Source organism: Peptoniphilus harei (assembly GCF_900454685.1).
Lineage (GTDB): Bacteria > Bacillota > Clostridia > Tissierellales > Peptoniphilaceae > Peptoniphilus_A > Peptoniphilus_A harei.
The window spans coordinates 1538651-1555901 of sequence record NZ_UATM01000032.1 but is presented as its reverse complement, the minus strand read 5'-3'; the positions used below and the strand labels follow the sequence as shown (position 1 = coordinate 1555901).

The 17251-nt window shown below is 32.8% G+C and carries 21 protein-coding genes; all 21 read left to right on the top strand.

The window, feature by feature from the left end; translation table 11 throughout:
• Nucleotides 1-148: 148 nt before the first annotated feature.
• The 21 genes from ftsY (at nucleotide 149) to scfB (ending at nucleotide 17247) form a co-directional block, all read left to right on the top strand.
• Complete coding sequence (gene ftsY, locus DRZ96_RS08780) at nucleotides 149-1405, top strand: signal recognition particle-docking protein FtsY (RefSeq protein ID WP_218563578.1); 1257 nt, start codon at nucleotides 149-151, stop codon at nucleotides 1403-1405.
• 308 nt (nucleotides 1406-1713) lie between these two features.
• Nucleotides 1714-2070: a YlxM family DNA-binding protein gene (gene ylxM / locus DRZ96_RS08775; protein WP_112890357.1), complete on the top strand. Its 357-nt coding sequence runs from the start codon at nucleotides 1714-1716 to the stop codon at nucleotides 2068-2070.
• 11 nt (nucleotides 2071-2081) lie between these two features.
• A complete protein-coding gene (gene ffh, locus DRZ96_RS08770) occupies nucleotides 2082-3419 on the top strand; it encodes a signal recognition particle protein (RefSeq protein WP_112890356.1) in 1338 nt (445 codons plus the stop codon).
• Between the two features lie 49 nt (nucleotides 3420-3468).
• On the top strand, nucleotides 3469-3768 hold the full coding sequence (rpsP, locus tag DRZ96_RS08765) for a 30S ribosomal protein S16 (RefSeq protein ID WP_070701595.1): 300 nt from the start codon (nucleotides 3469-3471) through the stop codon (nucleotides 3766-3768).
• A gap of 21 nt (nucleotides 3769-3789) precedes the next feature.
• Nucleotides 3790-4023 (top strand): KH domain-containing protein, encoded by a 234-nt coding sequence (locus DRZ96_RS08760; RefSeq protein ID WP_005956767.1) that lies wholly within the window; start codon nucleotides 3790-3792, stop codon nucleotides 4021-4023.
• Nucleotides 4010-4513, top strand: a complete 504-nt coding sequence (rimM, locus tag DRZ96_RS08755) for a ribosome maturation factor RimM (protein ID WP_112890355.1) — start codon at nucleotides 4010-4012, stop codon at nucleotides 4511-4513. Before DRZ96_RS08760 ends, rimM begins: the two co-directional genes overlap by 14 nt.
• Nucleotides 4510-5253 carry a tRNA (guanosine(37)-N1)-methyltransferase TrmD gene (gene trmD / locus DRZ96_RS08750; RefSeq protein ID WP_112890354.1) on the top strand — a complete coding sequence of 248 codons (744 nt, stop codon included), beginning with the start codon at nucleotides 4510-4512 and terminating at the stop codon, nucleotides 5251-5253. The genes rimM and trmD overlap by 4 nt, the downstream gene beginning before the upstream one ends.
• Nucleotides 5240-5587: a 50S ribosomal protein L19 gene (gene rplS / locus DRZ96_RS08745; protein ID WP_070701601.1), complete on the top strand. Its 348-nt coding sequence runs from the start codon at nucleotides 5240-5242 to the stop codon at nucleotides 5585-5587. Before trmD ends, rplS begins: the two co-directional genes overlap by 14 nt.
• Before the next feature lie 70 nt (nucleotides 5588-5657).
• Nucleotides 5658-7292 (top strand): glycosyl hydrolase family 18 protein, encoded by a 1635-nt coding sequence (locus DRZ96_RS08740; protein ID WP_112890353.1) that lies wholly within the window; start codon nucleotides 5658-5660, stop codon nucleotides 7290-7292.
• A 103-nt stretch (nucleotides 7293-7395) separates the two neighbouring features.
• Nucleotides 7396-8013, top strand: a complete 618-nt coding sequence (locus tag DRZ96_RS08735) for a zinc dependent phospholipase C family protein (protein WP_112890352.1) — start codon at nucleotides 7396-7398, stop codon at nucleotides 8011-8013.
• Between the two features lie 55 nt (nucleotides 8014-8068).
• On the top strand, nucleotides 8069-9064 hold the full coding sequence (gene asnA, locus DRZ96_RS08730; protein WP_112890351.1) for an aspartate--ammonia ligase: 996 nt from the start codon (nucleotides 8069-8071) through the stop codon (nucleotides 9062-9064).
• An 84-nt stretch (nucleotides 9065-9148) separates the two neighbouring features.
• Nucleotides 9149-9910 (top strand): hypothetical protein, encoded by a 762-nt coding sequence (locus DRZ96_RS08725; protein WP_070701609.1) that lies wholly within the window; start codon nucleotides 9149-9151, stop codon nucleotides 9908-9910.
• A 38-nt stretch (nucleotides 9911-9948) separates the two neighbouring features.
• Nucleotides 9949-10443 (top strand): crossover junction endodeoxyribonuclease RuvC, encoded by a 495-nt coding sequence (gene ruvC, locus DRZ96_RS08720; RefSeq protein WP_112890350.1) that lies wholly within the window; start codon nucleotides 9949-9951, stop codon nucleotides 10441-10443.
• A complete protein-coding gene (gene ruvA / locus DRZ96_RS08715) occupies nucleotides 10443-11027 on the top strand; it encodes a Holliday junction branch migration protein RuvA (protein ID WP_112890349.1) in 585 nt (194 codons plus the stop codon). Before ruvC ends, ruvA begins: the two co-directional genes overlap by 1 nt.
• 4 nt (nucleotides 11028-11031) lie before the next feature.
• Complete coding sequence (gene ruvB / locus DRZ96_RS08710; RefSeq protein ID WP_112890348.1) at nucleotides 11032-12033, top strand: Holliday junction branch migration DNA helicase RuvB; 1002 nt, start codon at nucleotides 11032-11034, stop codon at nucleotides 12031-12033.
• Between the two features lie 4 nt (nucleotides 12034-12037).
• Entirely contained in the window at nucleotides 12038-13156 is a 1119-nt protein-coding gene (locus DRZ96_RS08705) for a SpoIID/LytB domain-containing protein (RefSeq protein WP_112890591.1), read from the top strand.
• Nucleotides 13157-13169: 13 nt separating this feature from the next.
• Complete coding sequence (gene queA / locus DRZ96_RS08700; RefSeq protein ID WP_112890347.1) at nucleotides 13170-14189, top strand: tRNA preQ1(34) S-adenosylmethionine ribosyltransferase-isomerase QueA; 1020 nt, start codon at nucleotides 13170-13172, stop codon at nucleotides 14187-14189.
• A 5-nt stretch (nucleotides 14190-14194) separates the two neighbouring features.
• Nucleotides 14195-15313, top strand: coding sequence for a tRNA guanosine(34) transglycosylase Tgt (gene tgt / locus DRZ96_RS08695; RefSeq protein ID WP_112890346.1), 1119 nt, complete (start codon nucleotides 14195-14197; stop codon nucleotides 15311-15313).
• A gap of 74 nt (nucleotides 15314-15387) precedes the next feature.
• Entirely contained in the window at nucleotides 15388-15687 is a 300-nt protein-coding gene (gene yajC, locus DRZ96_RS08690; RefSeq protein WP_112890345.1) for a preprotein translocase subunit YajC, read from the top strand.
• A gap of 8 nt (nucleotides 15688-15695) precedes the next feature.
• Complete coding sequence (gene scfA / locus DRZ96_RS08685; RefSeq protein ID WP_070701623.1) at nucleotides 15696-15842, top strand: six-cysteine ranthipeptide SCIFF; 147 nt, start codon at nucleotides 15696-15698, stop codon at nucleotides 15840-15842.
• Between the two features lie 52 nt (nucleotides 15843-15894).
• A complete protein-coding gene (scfB, locus tag DRZ96_RS08680; protein ID WP_112890344.1) occupies nucleotides 15895-17247 on the top strand; it encodes a thioether cross-link-forming SCIFF peptide maturase in 1353 nt (450 codons plus the stop codon).
• Nucleotides 17248-17251: the final 4 nt, after the last annotated feature.

Sequence of the window (17251 nt, the reverse complement as noted above, 5' to 3'; positions counted from 1 at the left end):
AGAAGGTGGAAATCTTTCTAAAGAAGATGTAGAGACATCAGAAAAAAAAGAAGATACAAATGAAGCCTTTAAGGACAATGAAGTAGTTGAAGAAGCTTTAGAAGATAAGGAAGAAAAGCAAGAAGAAACTCAATCAGAAGTAGAAGACATTCATGAAAAACTTGAAGAAGTATCAGAAAGTGGAAATCTTTCTAAAGAAGAAGTAGAAACTTCAGAAAAAAAAGAAGATACAAATGAAGCCTTTAAGGATAATGAAGTAGTTGAAGAAGCTTTAGAAGATAAGGAAGAAAAGCAAGAAGAAACTCAATCAGAAGTAGAAGACATTCATGAAAAGCTTGAAAATGTTTCAGAAAGTGGAAATCTTTCTAAAGAAGAAGTAGAAACTTCAGAAAAAAAAGAAGATACAAATGAAGCCTTTAAGGATAATGAAGTAGTTGAAGAAGCTTTAGAAGATAAGAAAGAAAAGCAAGAAGAAATAGAAGAAGAGCCCAAAAAAGTTTCACTCTTCCAAAGACTAAAGGAAGGTCTGGATAAGACTAGAAAAGAAGTAGGAATAAAAATTAACACAGTCCTAGGGGCCTATGTCAAGATTGATGACGAAATGCTTGAAGACCTGGAAGACATTTTAATATCAGCAGATATTGGAATGGAAACGACAATGAAGTTAATTGACAACTTGCGTGAAACAATTATAAGAGAAAAAATAAATGATCCACAAGAAGTTAAACCACTTCTAATGGCAGAAGCAAAGAAATTAATGAACCCAGACCTAAACACTCAAATTAATACAGAACCACCTGTAATCATCTTGGTAGTTGGAGTAAATGGTGTTGGAAAGACAACAACTATTGGTAAGCTTTCTTCAAGATTCAAAAGAGATGGCAAGTCAGTTCTTGTTTGTGCAGCTGATACTTTTAGGGCAGCAGCCATTGACCAATTAAAGGAATGGGGAAATAGGGCTCACGTAGATATAATCAGTCACGCTGAAGGGTCTGATCCTGCAGCAGTTGTCTTTGACGCAATAGAAGCTGCTAAGGCAAGAAAGACTGACGTCTTAATAGTTGACACAGCGGGAAGACTTCACAACAAGTCTAATCTAATGAAGGAACTTGAAAAAATTAACAGAATTATCACTAATAAGTATCCAGAAGCAAACCGTGAAAATCTATTAGTTCTTGATTCAACAACAGGTCAAAATGCAATTAACCAAGCTAAGACCTTTAGAGAAGCAACTGACATAACAGGAATTGCTCTTACAAAACTTGATGGAACTGCAAAGGGTGGGGTGGTTGTTGCCCTTCAATCAGAACTAGGAATTCCTATTAAACTTATTGGAGTTGGAGAAGGCATTGATGACCTTCAAGACTTTAACATTGATAGCTTCTTAGAAACAATTTTTGGATAAAATTAATAAAGATATTAAGTAGGTCACAGAGCCTACTTTTTTTATTGATCAATTTTAAAAGATGTTCTTAAAAAATTATAAGAAGACATATTGTCAAAAATTTTTACAAGTTATATAAATTTGCCATTTATTAAAATTCTATAAGTTATTAAACTCTTTAAATTCAAAGTTACTCATGAGAGAAAAATGTTAAAACATCCTAAAAAAATTTAAAAATTTTCAAAATTCTTGTTGACATTAAGTGGGCTATTAGTTAGAATTAAATAGGTCAAGTAAAGAGGTTGACCTCTCAGAAAAATGGTGATAAAATGAATGAGAAATTTTTCAGGATGAACAGCTTACTTGATTTCTACGGAAAGCTTCTTACTGAAAAGCAGATGAAGCCTGCACTAATGTATTATGTTTATGATTGCACAATCAATGAGATTTCATCTGAGCTTAATATATCTAAGCAAGCAGTTTTCGACAACTTAAAAAGAGCTGAAAACAACTTAGAAGAGTTTGAAGAAAAGCTTGAGTTAATAAAAAACACAAAAAAAGAAGAAGCTAATAAAGAAGAAAAAAAAGAAAAAATAGAAAGTATTTTAGAAAGTATAGAAAAAGAATCTTTAAGTCAAAATAATAATTTGAAGATTAAAGAACTTAGACAAATACTTTTTGACTAGGAGGTGGATCTTTGGTATTCGAAAGTTTATCCGATAAATTGCAAAATACCCTGCAAAACCTAAGAGGCAAGGGTAAATTATCTGAAAAAGATATTGACGCTGCAATGCGTGAGGTAAAACTTGCACTTCTTGAAGCTGACGTAAACTTCAGAGTTGTAAAAGACTTTGTCAAGACAGTAAAAGAAAGAGCTTTGGGGAAAGAAGTTTTAGAATCCCTAACTCCCGGCCAGCAAGTAATAAAAATTGTTAATGAAGAACTCACAAACTTAATGGGAACTAGCGAGGTCAAGATTGACTTCTCAAAAAAACCAACAGTTATAATGATGTGTGGTCTTCAAGGTGCAGGTAAAACTACTACAAGTGGTAAGCTTGCTAATAAATTGAAAAAAGATGGAAAGAGACCTCTTCTAGTTGCTTGTGACGTCTACAGACCGGCAGCTATAAAACAACTTCAAGTTGTAGGTGAGTCTGTTGATACTCCAGTATTTACTATGGGTGACAAAATTTCCCCAGTAGATATTTCTAAGGCAGCTCTTGAGCATGCTAAGAAAAATGGCAATGATGTTGTCATCATTGATACAGCTGGTAGACTTCACATAGATGAAACTCTTATGAAGGAGCTTCAAGATATTCATGATGCACTAGAACCATCAGAAGTTCTTCTTGTCCTAGATGCAATGACAGGTCAAGATGCAGTAAATGTTGCAGATACCTTTGATGATATGTTAAAGCTAACAGGTGTTATCTTAACTAAACTTGATGGTGACGCAAGAGGTGGTGCTGCCCTATCAATTAGGTCAGTTACAGATGTTCCAATAAAGTTCATCGCCAGTGGTGAAAAAATGGACAACATTGAAGTTTTTCATCCAGACAGGATGGCTTCAAGGATACTTGGCATGGGGGATGTGCTCTCCTTAATTGAAAAAGCACAGACAGCTGTTGATGATAAAAAGGCAAAGGAACTTGAAGAAAAGCTTAGAAAGTCAACTTTCACTTTTGAAGATTTCCTAGATCAGATGCAACAAATGAAAAACATGGGGCCCCTTGAAGATATTATAGGAATGATTCCTGGTATGAACAGCAAGGCTCTAAAGGGTATTAGCTTACCTGAAAATGAATTTGCTAAGGTAGAGGCTATGATTCTTTCCATGACTAAGAAGGAAAGACAAAAGCCAGAAATTATAGATTCTTCCAGAAGGAAGAGAATTGCAAAGGGTTCTGGAACTAGTCCAGCCGATGTAAATAAACTTATTAAACAGTTTAAGGACATGAGAAAGATGATGAAGCAATTTGGAAACATGTCCAAGACAATGGGAAAAAGAAAATTTAAACTTCCTTTTTCCTTTTAAGCTAGCTTATATATTTTAATATATAAATTTTATTGTGGAGGTGAATAATTTGGCAGTTAAAATTAGACTTAGAAGAATGGGTGCTAAGAAAACACCCTTTTATAGAATAGTTGTAGCAGACTCTAGAAGCCCTAGAGATGGAAAATTCATCGAGGAGATTGGTTATTACAACCCACTTACAACTCCTAAAAAAGTTGTTGTAGATGCAGAAAAAGCTAACAATTGGATTAAGAATGGTGCAAAGCCTACTGATACAGTTGACAGACTTTTCAGAGAAAACTCAGTGTATGGTGCTGGTGCAAACTCAAATAATACAGCAGAAGCAAGTGAATCAGAAGCTACTGAATAACAGTATGTTTGGAGGACCAAAATGGTTGAATTAATTGAATATATTGCTAAATCTTTAGTTGACGATCCTTCTTCAGTTGATGTGGCAATGACTAAGAATGATAATTCAATTGATATTACTCTTAAAGTTGCATCAAATGATATGGGAAAAGTTATTGGCAAACAAGGCAGAATTGCTAAGGCAATAAGAGCAATTTTAAAAGCTGTTTCACTAAAAGAAGATGTAAAGGTTAATTTGGAAATTGAAGAATATTAAAGATTCAATTACTTGCATTGGTAAAATTATTAATACTCACGGTATTAAGGGTGAACTTAAGGTTGATCCCTATACCTTTGACAAAAGCAGGTTTTCTAAACTTAAAAGCGTATTTGTAGGTGAAGATTTAAAGGAATTTTTTATAAAAAAAGTTCGAGTAAATGATTTTGTCTACCTAAGCTTTGAGGGATATGAAAATATAAATGATGTCCTTAATTTAAAGGGTTTAAACATTTATATTAAGGATGAAGACAGGTTAGAGCTTGAAGAAGACCAATATTATGTTTCTGATTTAATTGGAAAAGAAGTTTATGACACTGATGGAAATTACATTGGAGTCTTAAAGGAAATATTGGAATACCCAGCTAATGATATTTTTGTCATAGAAGGCAAGGATAAGGAAACTTACCAAGTGCCAGGAGTTAAAGAATTTATAAAAAAAATAGATTCAACAATAACTATTAAGTTAATAGAAGGAATGATTTTGTGAAAATTAGTGTTTTAACATTATTTCCCGATTTCATAAATAATATTAGAGATTTTTCTATTGTTGGAAGATCTATTGGCCAAGGAAAGTTAGAATTAGAGACTGTAGATATTAGAGATTTTGCTATCAATAAGTATTTACAAGTTGATGATTATCCCTATGGCGGTGGACCTGGTATGCTAATGCAAATTAAACCAATAGTAGAGGCAATAGAATCTGTAAAGACAGAAAATTCTAAGGTTTACTATATGTCCCCACAGGGCAAGGTGCTAACACAGGAGAAGCTAAAAGAATTAAAAGATGAAGAACATATAATTCTTCTAAATGGACACTATGAAGGGATTGACAATAGGGTCATTGAAAATTATGTAGATGAAGAAATTTCCATTGGTGATTATGTTTTAACTGGTGGAGAACTGGCATCTATGGTTGTTATCGATGGCGTGTCAAGACTACTTGATGGTGTACTTGCAAGTGAAGAGTCTTTTGAAGACGAATCACACTACAATGGACTTTTAGAACATCCTCAGTACACTAGACCAAGAGAATTTAGAGGACTTGAAGTTCCAGATATTCTTCTAAGTGGAGACCATGAAAAAATTAGAAAATATAGGCTTAGAGAGTCTATAAAAAATACTTTACAGAAGAGGCCAGACTTATTAAAAGAAAAAACTTTAAATGATGAAGAAAAAGATATATTGAAAGATTTACTGGAAGGAGGTAAAGACAATGGATTATATTAAAGCTATTGAAGATGAACAAATAAATGAAAATTTACCTAAATTTAACGTTGGGGATACAGTTAGCGTTCACTACAGAATTATTGAAGGCGAAAGACAAAGAATCCAAGTATTTGATGGTACTGTATTAAAGATTCAAGGAAAAGGCGCTAGAAAAACTTTCACAGTAAGAAGAATTTCTTATGGTATTGGAGTTGAAAGAACATTCCTACTTAACTCACCAAGAATTGCTGATCTTGTAGTTACAAGAAAAGGTAGAGTTAGACGTGCTAAACTTTACTATCTTAGAGATAGACAAGGTAAGGCTGCAAAAGTTAGAGAAAAAACAAATTACTGAGAATGGGACTTTATGTCCTATTTTTAGTATTCTTTTATTTTGAGCAAATTATTTAATAAAGGGTGATAATATGAAAAAACTTTTTATGGGACTATTTTTAATAGTGGTTCTAGCAGCTGGTGCATTTTTATTTGTTGAAAATAGAGGAACTAGCAAAATCTCAACTAAGTACGATAAATTCAACTTTTTGACAGAAGACAAGGATATAGATAAGGAAGACTTTTCTATAGAAGATGGAATGATTTATCTTTCCCTAGACTACATAAAGGAATATCTTGACAAAGATATCCAGTATGACAAGTCAAGTGGTGAAGTTAGAATCAACAACGACCATGCAAACAAAGTGCTTAAGTTAAATGAATATGAGGCAAAATTTAACAGCGGTACAATTGATTTAAGAGCTCCTGTTATAGAAAAAGATGGGAAGATTATGCTTCCAATAGAAGCTTTTATCTATGACTATGATGTAAGGCTAAGATATGACAAGGATATTAGACTACTCTTACTTGATTACAGAGATAAGGATTACGACTTAAGCAAGACTACTTCAGAAACTCTTTTAAGAGAAGGTGCTTCCAAGAGAAGCCCTATTATAAAGAAACTTCCTCAGGGAGAAGAGCTTTATGTTTATGGAGATAAGGGAAAGTACTACAAGGTTAGGATGACAGAAGGTTATGCAGGATATGTTTTGAAGAAAGATTTAGATGAAAACTTTGAAAAAGTTTCTTTTAAGTCTACTTCTAAAAATACATCAGATGGTCTTATTAATTTAACTTGGGATTACACTTACGCAGAACATTCTGAAGACAAGATTAATCAAATTAAGGATATCAAAGGACTTGATGTTATAATTCCAACTTGGTTCTCCATAAGAAATGGCAATGGAGATATGATTGACAGGGGAAATCAAAATTATATTAAAAAATATAATGATCTTGGAATAGATGTCTGGGCATATTTAGATAACTCCTTTGATCCAGAAATTACTCACGAAGCTCTATCAAATGAAAAAACTCGTAAAAAAATTATAAATAAAACTCTTGAACTATGTAAAAAGTATGGAATGAAGGGAATAAACATCGACTTTGAACATACAAAGATAGATGACAGAGATTATATAACTGACTTTGTAAGAGAATTTAGACAAGCTGCAGTTGAAGACTTTATAATAACTGTTGATGTTACGCCACAAATATCAGCTGATGTTACAAAGGAACCTTATGATAGAAAGGCCCTTGCTGAAATTGCTGATTATATGGTTGTAATGGCTTATGACCAACACTGGGGTTCATCAGATAAGGCTGGATCAGTTGCTCAATACAAGTGGGTAGAAGGATCTATAAATGTCCTATTTAGAAACATTCCTAATAAAAAAATGATTCTTGGAGTTCCACTTTACACAAGAATTTGGAAAGAAGATGGTGGAAAGGTAACTTCAAAGACAATTTCCATGGATGAAGTTGCAAGAATTATTGCATCCAAGGGACTAAAACCAGTATGGGATAAGGAATCTCAACAAAATTATATTGAGTATCAAGAAAATGGTGCGGACTACAAGATTTGGATTGAAGATGCAAATTCTTTAGAGAAAAAAGTTTCTCTTGTCAATAAATATAACTTAGCAGGTGTTGGAAGCTGGAGACTTGGTTTTGAAACTTCTAACATTTGGGATGTAATCTCAAAAGAACTTGATAAAACAAACTAAAAATTGACAATTGTGCCATTTAAGTATAGAATTATCTTGTAAACATTGATAACAAATTTTAATTAGGAAGTGTTTAAAAATTTTACCAGATACACACAAAATCGTGGCAAAAATCGTCCACGACAGAATAAAAGATAAATACAATGTTAATTTAAATTTAGAAAAAATGCTTTGGGGATCAGTTGCCCCCGATGTTCTTCCTTATTATAAGTTGAAGAGACATTATTTCGATGAATCAGGAGATTATATAGCAAAAGAAATTACTAAATTAATTTTCTTTTCTAGATTTTCTTATTCTGAAGGAAATGAAAGCAATTTATTAATTAATTATGTGAGCAAGAGGCTTGGCATAATAAGTCACTATCTCTGTGACTTTGTTTGCTATCCTCACGCTTATAGGATGACTTTTGTAGAAAACTTGAAAAAACATGTTAAGTACGAACAGGACTTAGCTCTTTATGCAAGAGAAAATAAATATTTGGAAGAAAACTTTTCTAGGGTTATTAATGTTTCTGACATTAATTTCTTAGAAGATTCTGAGTTAAAGCTTGAAGAAAGAGTTAAAAAGTATCTAATAGATGTAATAGACCAATACAAGGAGTCAGATCATTCCTTTGACAATGATTTAAACTTTGCCTTGAATTTATGTACAAACATTTCTATCTTAGTCATTGAATCAAGTCTCCAATTTCAGGGAGATTACGACATACAATTTATTTAAAAGAAATTCTTTCACCCTTAATGGGTGAAAGTTTTTTATAGTTAGGGAGGAAAAAATGAGGAACAATTCTAGTGCTACAAAACTAGATCTTAGAGAGACACAAATTGCAATTAAATCAGTTAAAGATTACTTTCAAAGGGACTTGGCAAATACCTTAAACCTACAAAGAGTTTCTGCGCCTTTATTTGTTAGACCTGAAACTGGCCTTAATGACAACCTAAATGGAGAAAAAGCAGTAGATTTTGACCTAAGACAATATGGAATTAATGTTGAAATTGTTCAATCACTAGCTAAGTGGAAGCGAAATGCACTTAAGGACTACAACTTCAACATGTATGAAGGTATCTATGCAGACATGAACGCCATTAGGGCAGAAGAAGAGTTAGATGAAATTCACTCATCTTATGTTGACCAATGGGACTGGGAAAAAATTATTGACAAGTCAGATAGGAATAAGGAATATCTCTTTTTAATTGTTAAAGAAATTTACTCTGTATTTAAAAGAACTGAAGAATACATCAATCAAACCTATCCTTACATTCTTTCAAAAAAACTACCTGAAGAAATTTTCTTTATAACTTCTCAAGAATTAGAAGATAAGTACCCAGGAAAAACATCTAAAGAAAGAGAAAAATTAATTTGTAAGGAAAAGGGAGCAGTTTTCATCATGGGTATAGGCCATAATTTAACTTCTGGTGAGCCCCATGATCATAGATCTCCTGACTATGATGATTGGGACCTAAATGGAGATATCTTGTTCTGGGATGAAGTTCTAGGGAATTCTCTTGAAGTATCAAGCATGGGTATTCGTGTCGATGAAGAATCACTTAAGAGTCAATGTGAACTTGCCAATACAACAGATAGATTTAAACTTCCTTATCACCAAGACGTTTTAAACGCAGAATTACCTTACACTGTTGGTGGTGGTATTGGACAATCAAGAATTTGTATGTTTTTCTTAGAAAAACAACACATTGGTGAAGTCCAAGTAGGGGTTTGGGATGAAAACAGCTTAAACTTCTGCAAGGAAAATAAAATAAAATTATTATAATTACATTACATTTACAAATTGGATTTCAATCCTCCGTGACTTATAGTATAATATAATTTATACGAACTAACGGAGGATTTTTTTATGGAATTGGCAGAAAAACTGAATCAACAATCTTATAAAAGACTTGCCTTTAAAGATATAAAAAAATACTTAATTGCAAATTTCTTATACAAGGGCGACTTGGATAGTATTAACATTTTACTTAATATTTACAATGTTTACGAATCTATAGAAAACATATATCCAAGATATGTCACTCTTGATAATTTAAGAAAGGATATTGTAAGAATATATAGGCAAAAAGAGGGAATAGAACTTATAGCTAGGAATCTCTCCAACCTTATCCATGATGATATAAATAGGTTGGAGCTTTACTTGTACTTAGAAGGCTATAGGCTTGGTTTTAACTCGAAAAAACACATAAATATGCTTGAGATAATAACTCTAAGATACCTTACAATAGATGAGCTTTACAATAGGAAGAAGCTTTTCCAATATGAGTTCAAAAATGAAGAAGTTTTGGCCTTTAAGAAGTTAGTTTTTAAAGAAATAAGAAAAGATAGACAAATCAGAATTTTCATAAAAAACACTCTTACTGATGTTAGAAAAAAACTTTTAAACAGTAAGATTGCAAGTATAAATGATCATCTTGACATGCAGCTTATCTTTAGAAGCCAAGATGATGACGTTGAAATAAAAGAAGTTGACTCCTACTTAACTGATTCTGAAATTGAAAATTTAAATAATAAAATTTCTAAGTTTCTATACATAGATTGCTTTAGAGTTTTTAGAAATGCCTTTTGGGATGGAGTTAATGATAGAGTTTTAAAGAGATATAAGTAAGGATAGTTTTATACTATCCTTTTTAAAGTGGTGATAAATTGGTAATTTTGGGGATAGACCCTGGCATAGCCATAGTTGGATATGGTTTCTTAGAGCTTAAGGGAAATTCATATAGGGTTTTAGACTACGGTGCTATAACAACTGAAGCAAAAACTCCTCTTCCTGATAGGTTGAATATTATCTATGAAGAACTAAATGATTTAATAGAAAAGTATAAGCCAGAAGATATTGCCTTTGAGGAGCTTTTTTTCAACAAGAATGTAAAAACTGCCATAACAGTTGCCCAAGCTCGTGGGGTTGAAGTGCTTGCTGCTAAAGAGTCTGGAGCAGGAATTTATGAGTACACGCCCCTCCAAGTAAAACAAGCTATAGTTGGATATGGAAGAGCTACAAAAAATCAGGTTCAAGAGATGGTAAAAATTATCTTGAACTTAGAAAAAGTTCCAAAACCTGATGATGTTGCAGATGCATTGGCAGTTGCAATAACTCATGGCAGTTCAATTAAGTTTAAGGAAAGTTTTAGGATGATATAATGATAGAATTTTTAAAAGGAAAGGTACACTCAACTGACAGGGGTTACTTAGTTCTTGAATCCAATGGAATAGGCTATATTGTAAATATGGTATCAAGAGAACTTCATACTTTTTATGAAAATGAAGAAGTATTTATAAATATTAGGTTAGTTTTAAGAGAAGATGCTGTAATTTTATATGGTTTCAGACAGGTTGAAACTAGAGATGCCTTTGATTTATTGACAAGCGTAACAGGGATTGGCCCTAAACTTGCCATAGGAATACTTGATGGTGACGATGTATTTAATATTGCAAAATATATTATATCCAAAGATGAGAAGTCCCTTACTAAGTTACCGGGAATAGGCAAGAAAACTGCTCAGAGAATAATCCTTGAATTAAAAGACAAGGTTGAAAAACTAGACTTAGATCTTGCATCAATGACTGATAATGTTGAAACTATTGAAGAAAAGGATGATCCAGCAGTTGAGGCTCTTATTTCCTTAGGTTATAATGTATATGACGCTAAAAAAGCACTAGATAAGGTTGACTCTTCTCTTGATATTTCCGAGAGAATAAGAGAAGCCTTAAAATTAATGGGTTGATACAATGGAAAAAAATAGATTAGTGGAGCCAGAACTTATTGATGGCGATGCTAGGGAGGTAAGCCTTAGACCTAAGTGGCTTGATGAGTATATTGGCCAAGACAAGGTAGTTGAAAATTTAAAGATTTTTATTGAAGCTGCAAAGAATAGGTCAGAACCTCTGGATCACACTCTTTTAAGTGGACCACCAGGGCTTGGCAAAACCACACTGGCTGGTATTATTGCAAATGAGATGGGTGTTAATCTAAAAGTGACATCAGGACCAGCCATAGAGAAGCAGGGTGACCTAGCAAGTATTCTAACAAACTTAAATAATGACGATGTACTTTTTATAGATGAAATTCATAGATTAAATAAATCTGTAGAAGAAATTTTATACCCTGCTATGGAGGACCATGCCTTAGACATAATAATTGGGAAGGGGCCATCTGCAAGGTCTATTAGACTTGATCTAGCGCCTTTTACTCTCATAGGAGCAACTACAAGAGCAGGCATGCTGACATCACCTCTTAGGGATAGATTTGGTGTAATGTTAAAATTAGACCTATACGATACAAAATCTCTTGTTGAGATAATTATGAGATCTGCAAAGATTTTAAATGTTCCAATTGAAGAGGAAGGTGCTCTTGAGATTGCAAGAAGGTCTAGAGGAACACCGAGAATTGCCAATAGGTTATTAAAAAGAGTTAGAGACTATGCTGAGGTAAAAGAAGGAGGAGTTATAACAACTAAGGCTGCTATAAAGGGCCTCAATCTTCTTGAAATCGATAAGTTTGGACTAGATAATATTGACAGAAGAATTATACTTACAATGATAGAAAAGTTCAATGGAAGGCCAGTAGGTATTGATGCTATTTCAGCAGCCATTGGTGAAGATAAGGGAACAGTAGAAGATGTTTATGAGCCTTATTTAATGCAAATAGGCTTTATTATTAGAACGCCTAGAGGAAGAGTGGCTACAAAAAGAGCCTATGACCATTTTGGATTGGAGTATAAGGATGAATAATAAAATGAAAAAAATATTATTGTTAGCTATATTTTTGGTTTTACTGCCATTAAATATATTTGCTAAGGAAGATTATGACAAGATTGATATTAAGGTTGGAAAATCCCTTTCAGCCGGTGAAAGTTTAAAAGTAAAGTCCAAATCAAATTTAAAAGTTGTTACTTCCGATGAACAAGTTATTAATAATACAAATAACAAGGAAATAAACATTAAATTCGACGGGAAAAATATTAATCTAAATGGAAAAAATTTCAATTTAAATAATTTTCCTCAAAATGGAGCTTTTTTAATTTCTTCTGATTCTCCAATTTATGTAGATAAAATCAAGAGAAACTATGGAGGAGCAATTTCCTTTAGAGTCAATAATAAAAAGCTAGACATAGTGAATAGAGTTGATATGGATGAGTATTTAAAAGGAGTTCTTCCAAAAGAAATGAGTCCAAGCTTCCCTATGGAATCATTAAAGGCTCAAGCTCTTTGTTCAAGATCTTTTGCCATAAATAACTACAATAAGTTTATTAAAAATGGTTATAATCTTGACGATACTACAAGATCTCAAGTTTATTATGGAAAAGATGTTGAAGAAAAAACAACAAACAAAGCTGTAGAAGAAACCGTTGGTCAAGTTATTAAATACGATGGAAAAGTTGCGGAGACTATCTTCTGTGCTTCTTCTGGTGGATATACAGTTGCATCATCTGAAGCTTGGGGCGGAAATAGTGTTCCATACCTAATTTCTAAGGAAGATCCCTACTCAGTTCACCCATGGAAGTATGAACTAAAAAATAGCGACTTAAAGAAATTGAATTTATCTGACGTATTTAGCGTTAGTCTTGACTATAATAATTCAAATAGAGTAAATAATTTAACTTTCTCTACATCTAAAGGAGATGTAAAAATAAAAGCCACTGATTTTAGGAATAAAATTGGCAACACAATTATTAAGTCCACCCTATTTGATGTAAATGTAATTGGAAACAAAGTATTTGTTAGTGGCAAGGGTTACGGTCATGGTGTTGGCATGAGTCAATACGGTGCTGTTGAAATGGCCAAAAAAGGAAGTAATTATAAGGATATCATTGAATTTTATTTCCCAGGAACAAATATTGAAAAAATAAAATAATAGAAAGGCAAAAATGAAAACAAAAGATTTTTATTACGACTTACCCAAGGAATTAATAGCACAATACCCTGAAGAAAAAAGAGACCATTCCAGACTTCTTGTTTTAGACAAAGAAAGTGGAAAAATGGAACACAAACACTTTTATGACATCATAGATTATCTCAATGAGGGTGATTTGTTGGTATTAAACGACACCAAGGTAATGCCTGCAAGAATTTATGGACACAGAGAAGGAAAAGAAGAGAAAATTGAATTTCTTCTTTTAAATAGAAAAGATGATGTTTGGGAATGTCTATCTAAGCCTGGAAAGAAGGCAAAGCTTGGCACAAAAATTATTTTTAGCGACAAGTTAAGTGCAGAAGTAGTAGATATTTCCGAAGATGGATCTAGGTTTTTAAAATTTGAATATGATGGAATATTTGAAGAAATATTAGATGAACTTGGGGAAATGCCCCTACCTCCATATATAACAGAAAAGTTAGAGGATAAAAATAGGTATCAAACAGTTTATGCAAGAGAAGAAGGTTCAGCGGCTGCACCAACTGCAGGACTTCACTTTACTAAGGACTTGCTACAAAAAATAAAAGATAAGGGTATTGAAATTTGTTACATTACTCTTCATGTAGGTTTAGGAACCTTTAGACCAGTAAAAGTAGAAAATGTTGATGAACATGAAATGCATTCAGAATTTTATGTTATGACTAAGGAAGTTGCAGATAAGATTAATGCAGCTAAAGATAGGGGAAATAGGGTTATTGCAGTTGGCACAACAAGTGTTAGAACTGTTGAATCGATTGCCGATGATAATGGACGAGTTTGTGAAAAAAGTGGATTTACAAATATATTTATTTATCCACCTTATAAGTTTAAATGCGTAGATGCTCTTATAACAAACTTTCACTTACCAGAATCCACTCTATTAATGTTGGTTTCATCCCTATCAAGCAGAGAAATTATTTTAAAGGCATATGAAGAAGCTGTTAAAGAAAGATATAGGTTTTTCAGTTTTGGTGATGCCATGTTTATAAGGTAGGTTTTATGTTTAAATTTGATTTATTAAAAACATCCAAGGATTCAAAAGCGAGGCTTGGAAAAATAACTACAAATCACGGAGAAATTGAAACTCCAATCTTCATGCCAGTGGGGACAAGAGCAACAGTTAAGACAATGACACCTGATGAGCTTAAAGGTATAGGGGCACAAATAATATTATCCAACACCTATCATTTATTTTTAAGACCAGGTACTGAAATTATAGAAAAAGCTGGCGGCCTTCACAAGTTTATGAATTGGGACAAGCCAATTCTTACTGACTCTGGAGGATTCCAAGTTTTTTCTCTATCAGATAATAGAAAGATAACTGAAGAGGGTGTTCATTTTAGGAGTCATATTGACGGAAGCAAGATGTTTATATCTCCAGAAAAATCTATTGATATACAAAATATCTTAGGCTCAGATATTATCATGGCTTTTGATGAATGTGCACCTTATCCAGCAAGTCATGAATATATTGATCATTCAATGAGAAGAACTCTTAGGTGGGCCCAGAGGTGTAAAGACTATCACAAGAATGTAGATAATCAAACTCTTTTTGGAATCATTCAAGGTGGGATGTATAAGGACTTAAGAGAAATTTCTGCAAAAGAAATGGTTGATATGGACTTTAAGGGTTATTCTATTGGTGGACTTTCTGTTGGTGAACCAATTGATTTAATGACAGAAATTCTAGATTACACAACTGACTTTATGCCAGAAAATAAACCTAGATACCTAATGGGAGTCGGAAGTCCAGACTACTTATTCGAAGCAGTTGAAAGAGGAGTGGACATGGCAGACTGTGTTCTTCCTACAAGAATTGCGAGAAATGGAACTGTCCTTACTCATCAGGGAAGAATTCCAATTAAGAATGCAGTTTACAAAGAAGATTTCTCTAGGCTTGATGATGAATGTGACTGCTACACTTGTAGAAACTTTTCTAAAGCTTATCTTAGACACTTATTCAATGTAGACGAGATTCTTGGTATGAGACTTGCAACAATTCACAATCTTTACTTCTTAATTGATATGATGGAAAATATTAGAGAATCAATTAGGGGAGATTACTTCTTAGAATATAAAAGAGATTTTTACAAGAAGTATGGTTATAAGCAAGACTAAAAATATATTCTTGTTAAGTTATTGGATTAAATGTATAATATAATTATCAATTACTAAAAAGAAAGGGGTTAATAATGGATCAAAACGCAATGTTAAACTTTATTCCTTTAATATTGATGTTTGTTGTTTTTTATTTTTTCATAATAAGACCACAAAAGAAAAAAGCAAATGAAATAAATGAAATGCGTGAAAACTTAAAGGTTGGAGATAAAATAATAACAATTGGCGGTATTATTGGAAAAATTATCCTTGTAAAGGAAGATTACTTAGTTATCGAAACCTCAACTGACAACACAAAGATTGAAGTCATGAAGTGGGGAGTTAATGGTACTTATAAAAAGAACGCAGATCTAAAAGACGCTGAAGAAGAATAGGAGATATTATGAAACACATTAAAACACTTACACAAAAAAATCTTAAGAAAACTTACGAAAAAGGCGGATGTGGCGAATGTCAAACATCTTGTCAATCAGCTTGCAAAACTAGCTGCACAGTTGGAAACCAAAAATGTGAAAATACTGAAAACTAAGGCAAGGGAAACCTTGCTTTTATTTTGTTAGGGGTTAAGTAAAGGAGAAAAGATGGAAGAAAGAATTCATAAATTTTATTTAAATGATAGATATATTGTCCTTGATATAGCAAGTGGATCAGTTCATGTTGTAGAAAAAATTGTATACGAGATGATTGATGACTATGAAAAATTATCAAAAGATGAAGTCATAGAAAAATTTTCAAAACTTTATAATGAAGAAGATGCTAGAGAAGCTTATGAAGAAATAGACTACTTAACTAAGGAAGGTTTATTATTTTCTGAAGATGAACACTTTAAACTTCCTAAATACAACCCACAAAATGTTGTAAAAGCTCTTTGCCTTCACGTTGCCCATGATTGTAACCTAAGATGTAAGTATTGCTTTGCATCTCAAGGTGACTTCAAGGGTGATAGAAGTCTTATGACTTTTGAAACTGGTAAGAAGGCATTGGACTTCTTATTACAAAATTCTGCTAACAGAAGTAATCTAGAAGTTGATTTCTTTGGCGGGGAACCTCTAATGAACTTTGACCTAGTAAAAAAACTTGTTGCTTACGGTAGAGAAGAGGAAAAGAAATACGACAAACATTTTAGATTTACAATAACGACTAATGGTGTCCTACTTGATGATGAAATCCAAGATTTTATTAATGAAAATATGGACAATGTTGTCTTATCAATCGATGGTAGAAAAGAAATCAATGATGAGATGCGTCCTACCACAAATGGAAAGGGATCTTACGATATAATTGTTCCTAAGTTTAAAGAACTTATTGATAAAAGAGGAGACAAGGACTACTTTATCAGGGGAACTTTTACAAACGAAAACTTAGACTTCTCTGAAGACTTAAAAGACTTTTACTCTCACGGATTTAAAAAGACTTCTATTGAACCAGTGGTTACTGATGAGAGAGAACCTTATGCAATAAGAGAAGAACATCTTGATAAAATCTTAAGTGAGTATGAAAAGATGTCCAAGGATTATATTGAAATTAGAAAAAAAGACAAGGACTTTTCTTTCTTCCACTTTATAATTGACCTATCACAAGGACCTTGTATAGTGAAGAGAACTGTTGGATGTGGCGCAGGTTCAGAATATGTTGCCATAACTCCACAAGGAGAAATTTATCCTTGCCACCAATTTGTTGGAGAAGAAGACTTCTTGCTTGGTAATGTTGATGAAGGAATAAAAAATACAGACCTAAGAGATACATTTAAAAACTCTAACGTTTATACAAATGAAGATTGTCCTACCTGCTGGGCAAGATATTATTGCTCAGGTGGTTGTCACGCTAACGCTTACTACAGCAACAATGACTTAAGTAAACCTTACAAGGTTGGATGTGAAATGGAAAAGAAGAGAATTGAATGTGCAATTTCAGTTCTAGCTAATGAAGAATAATAAA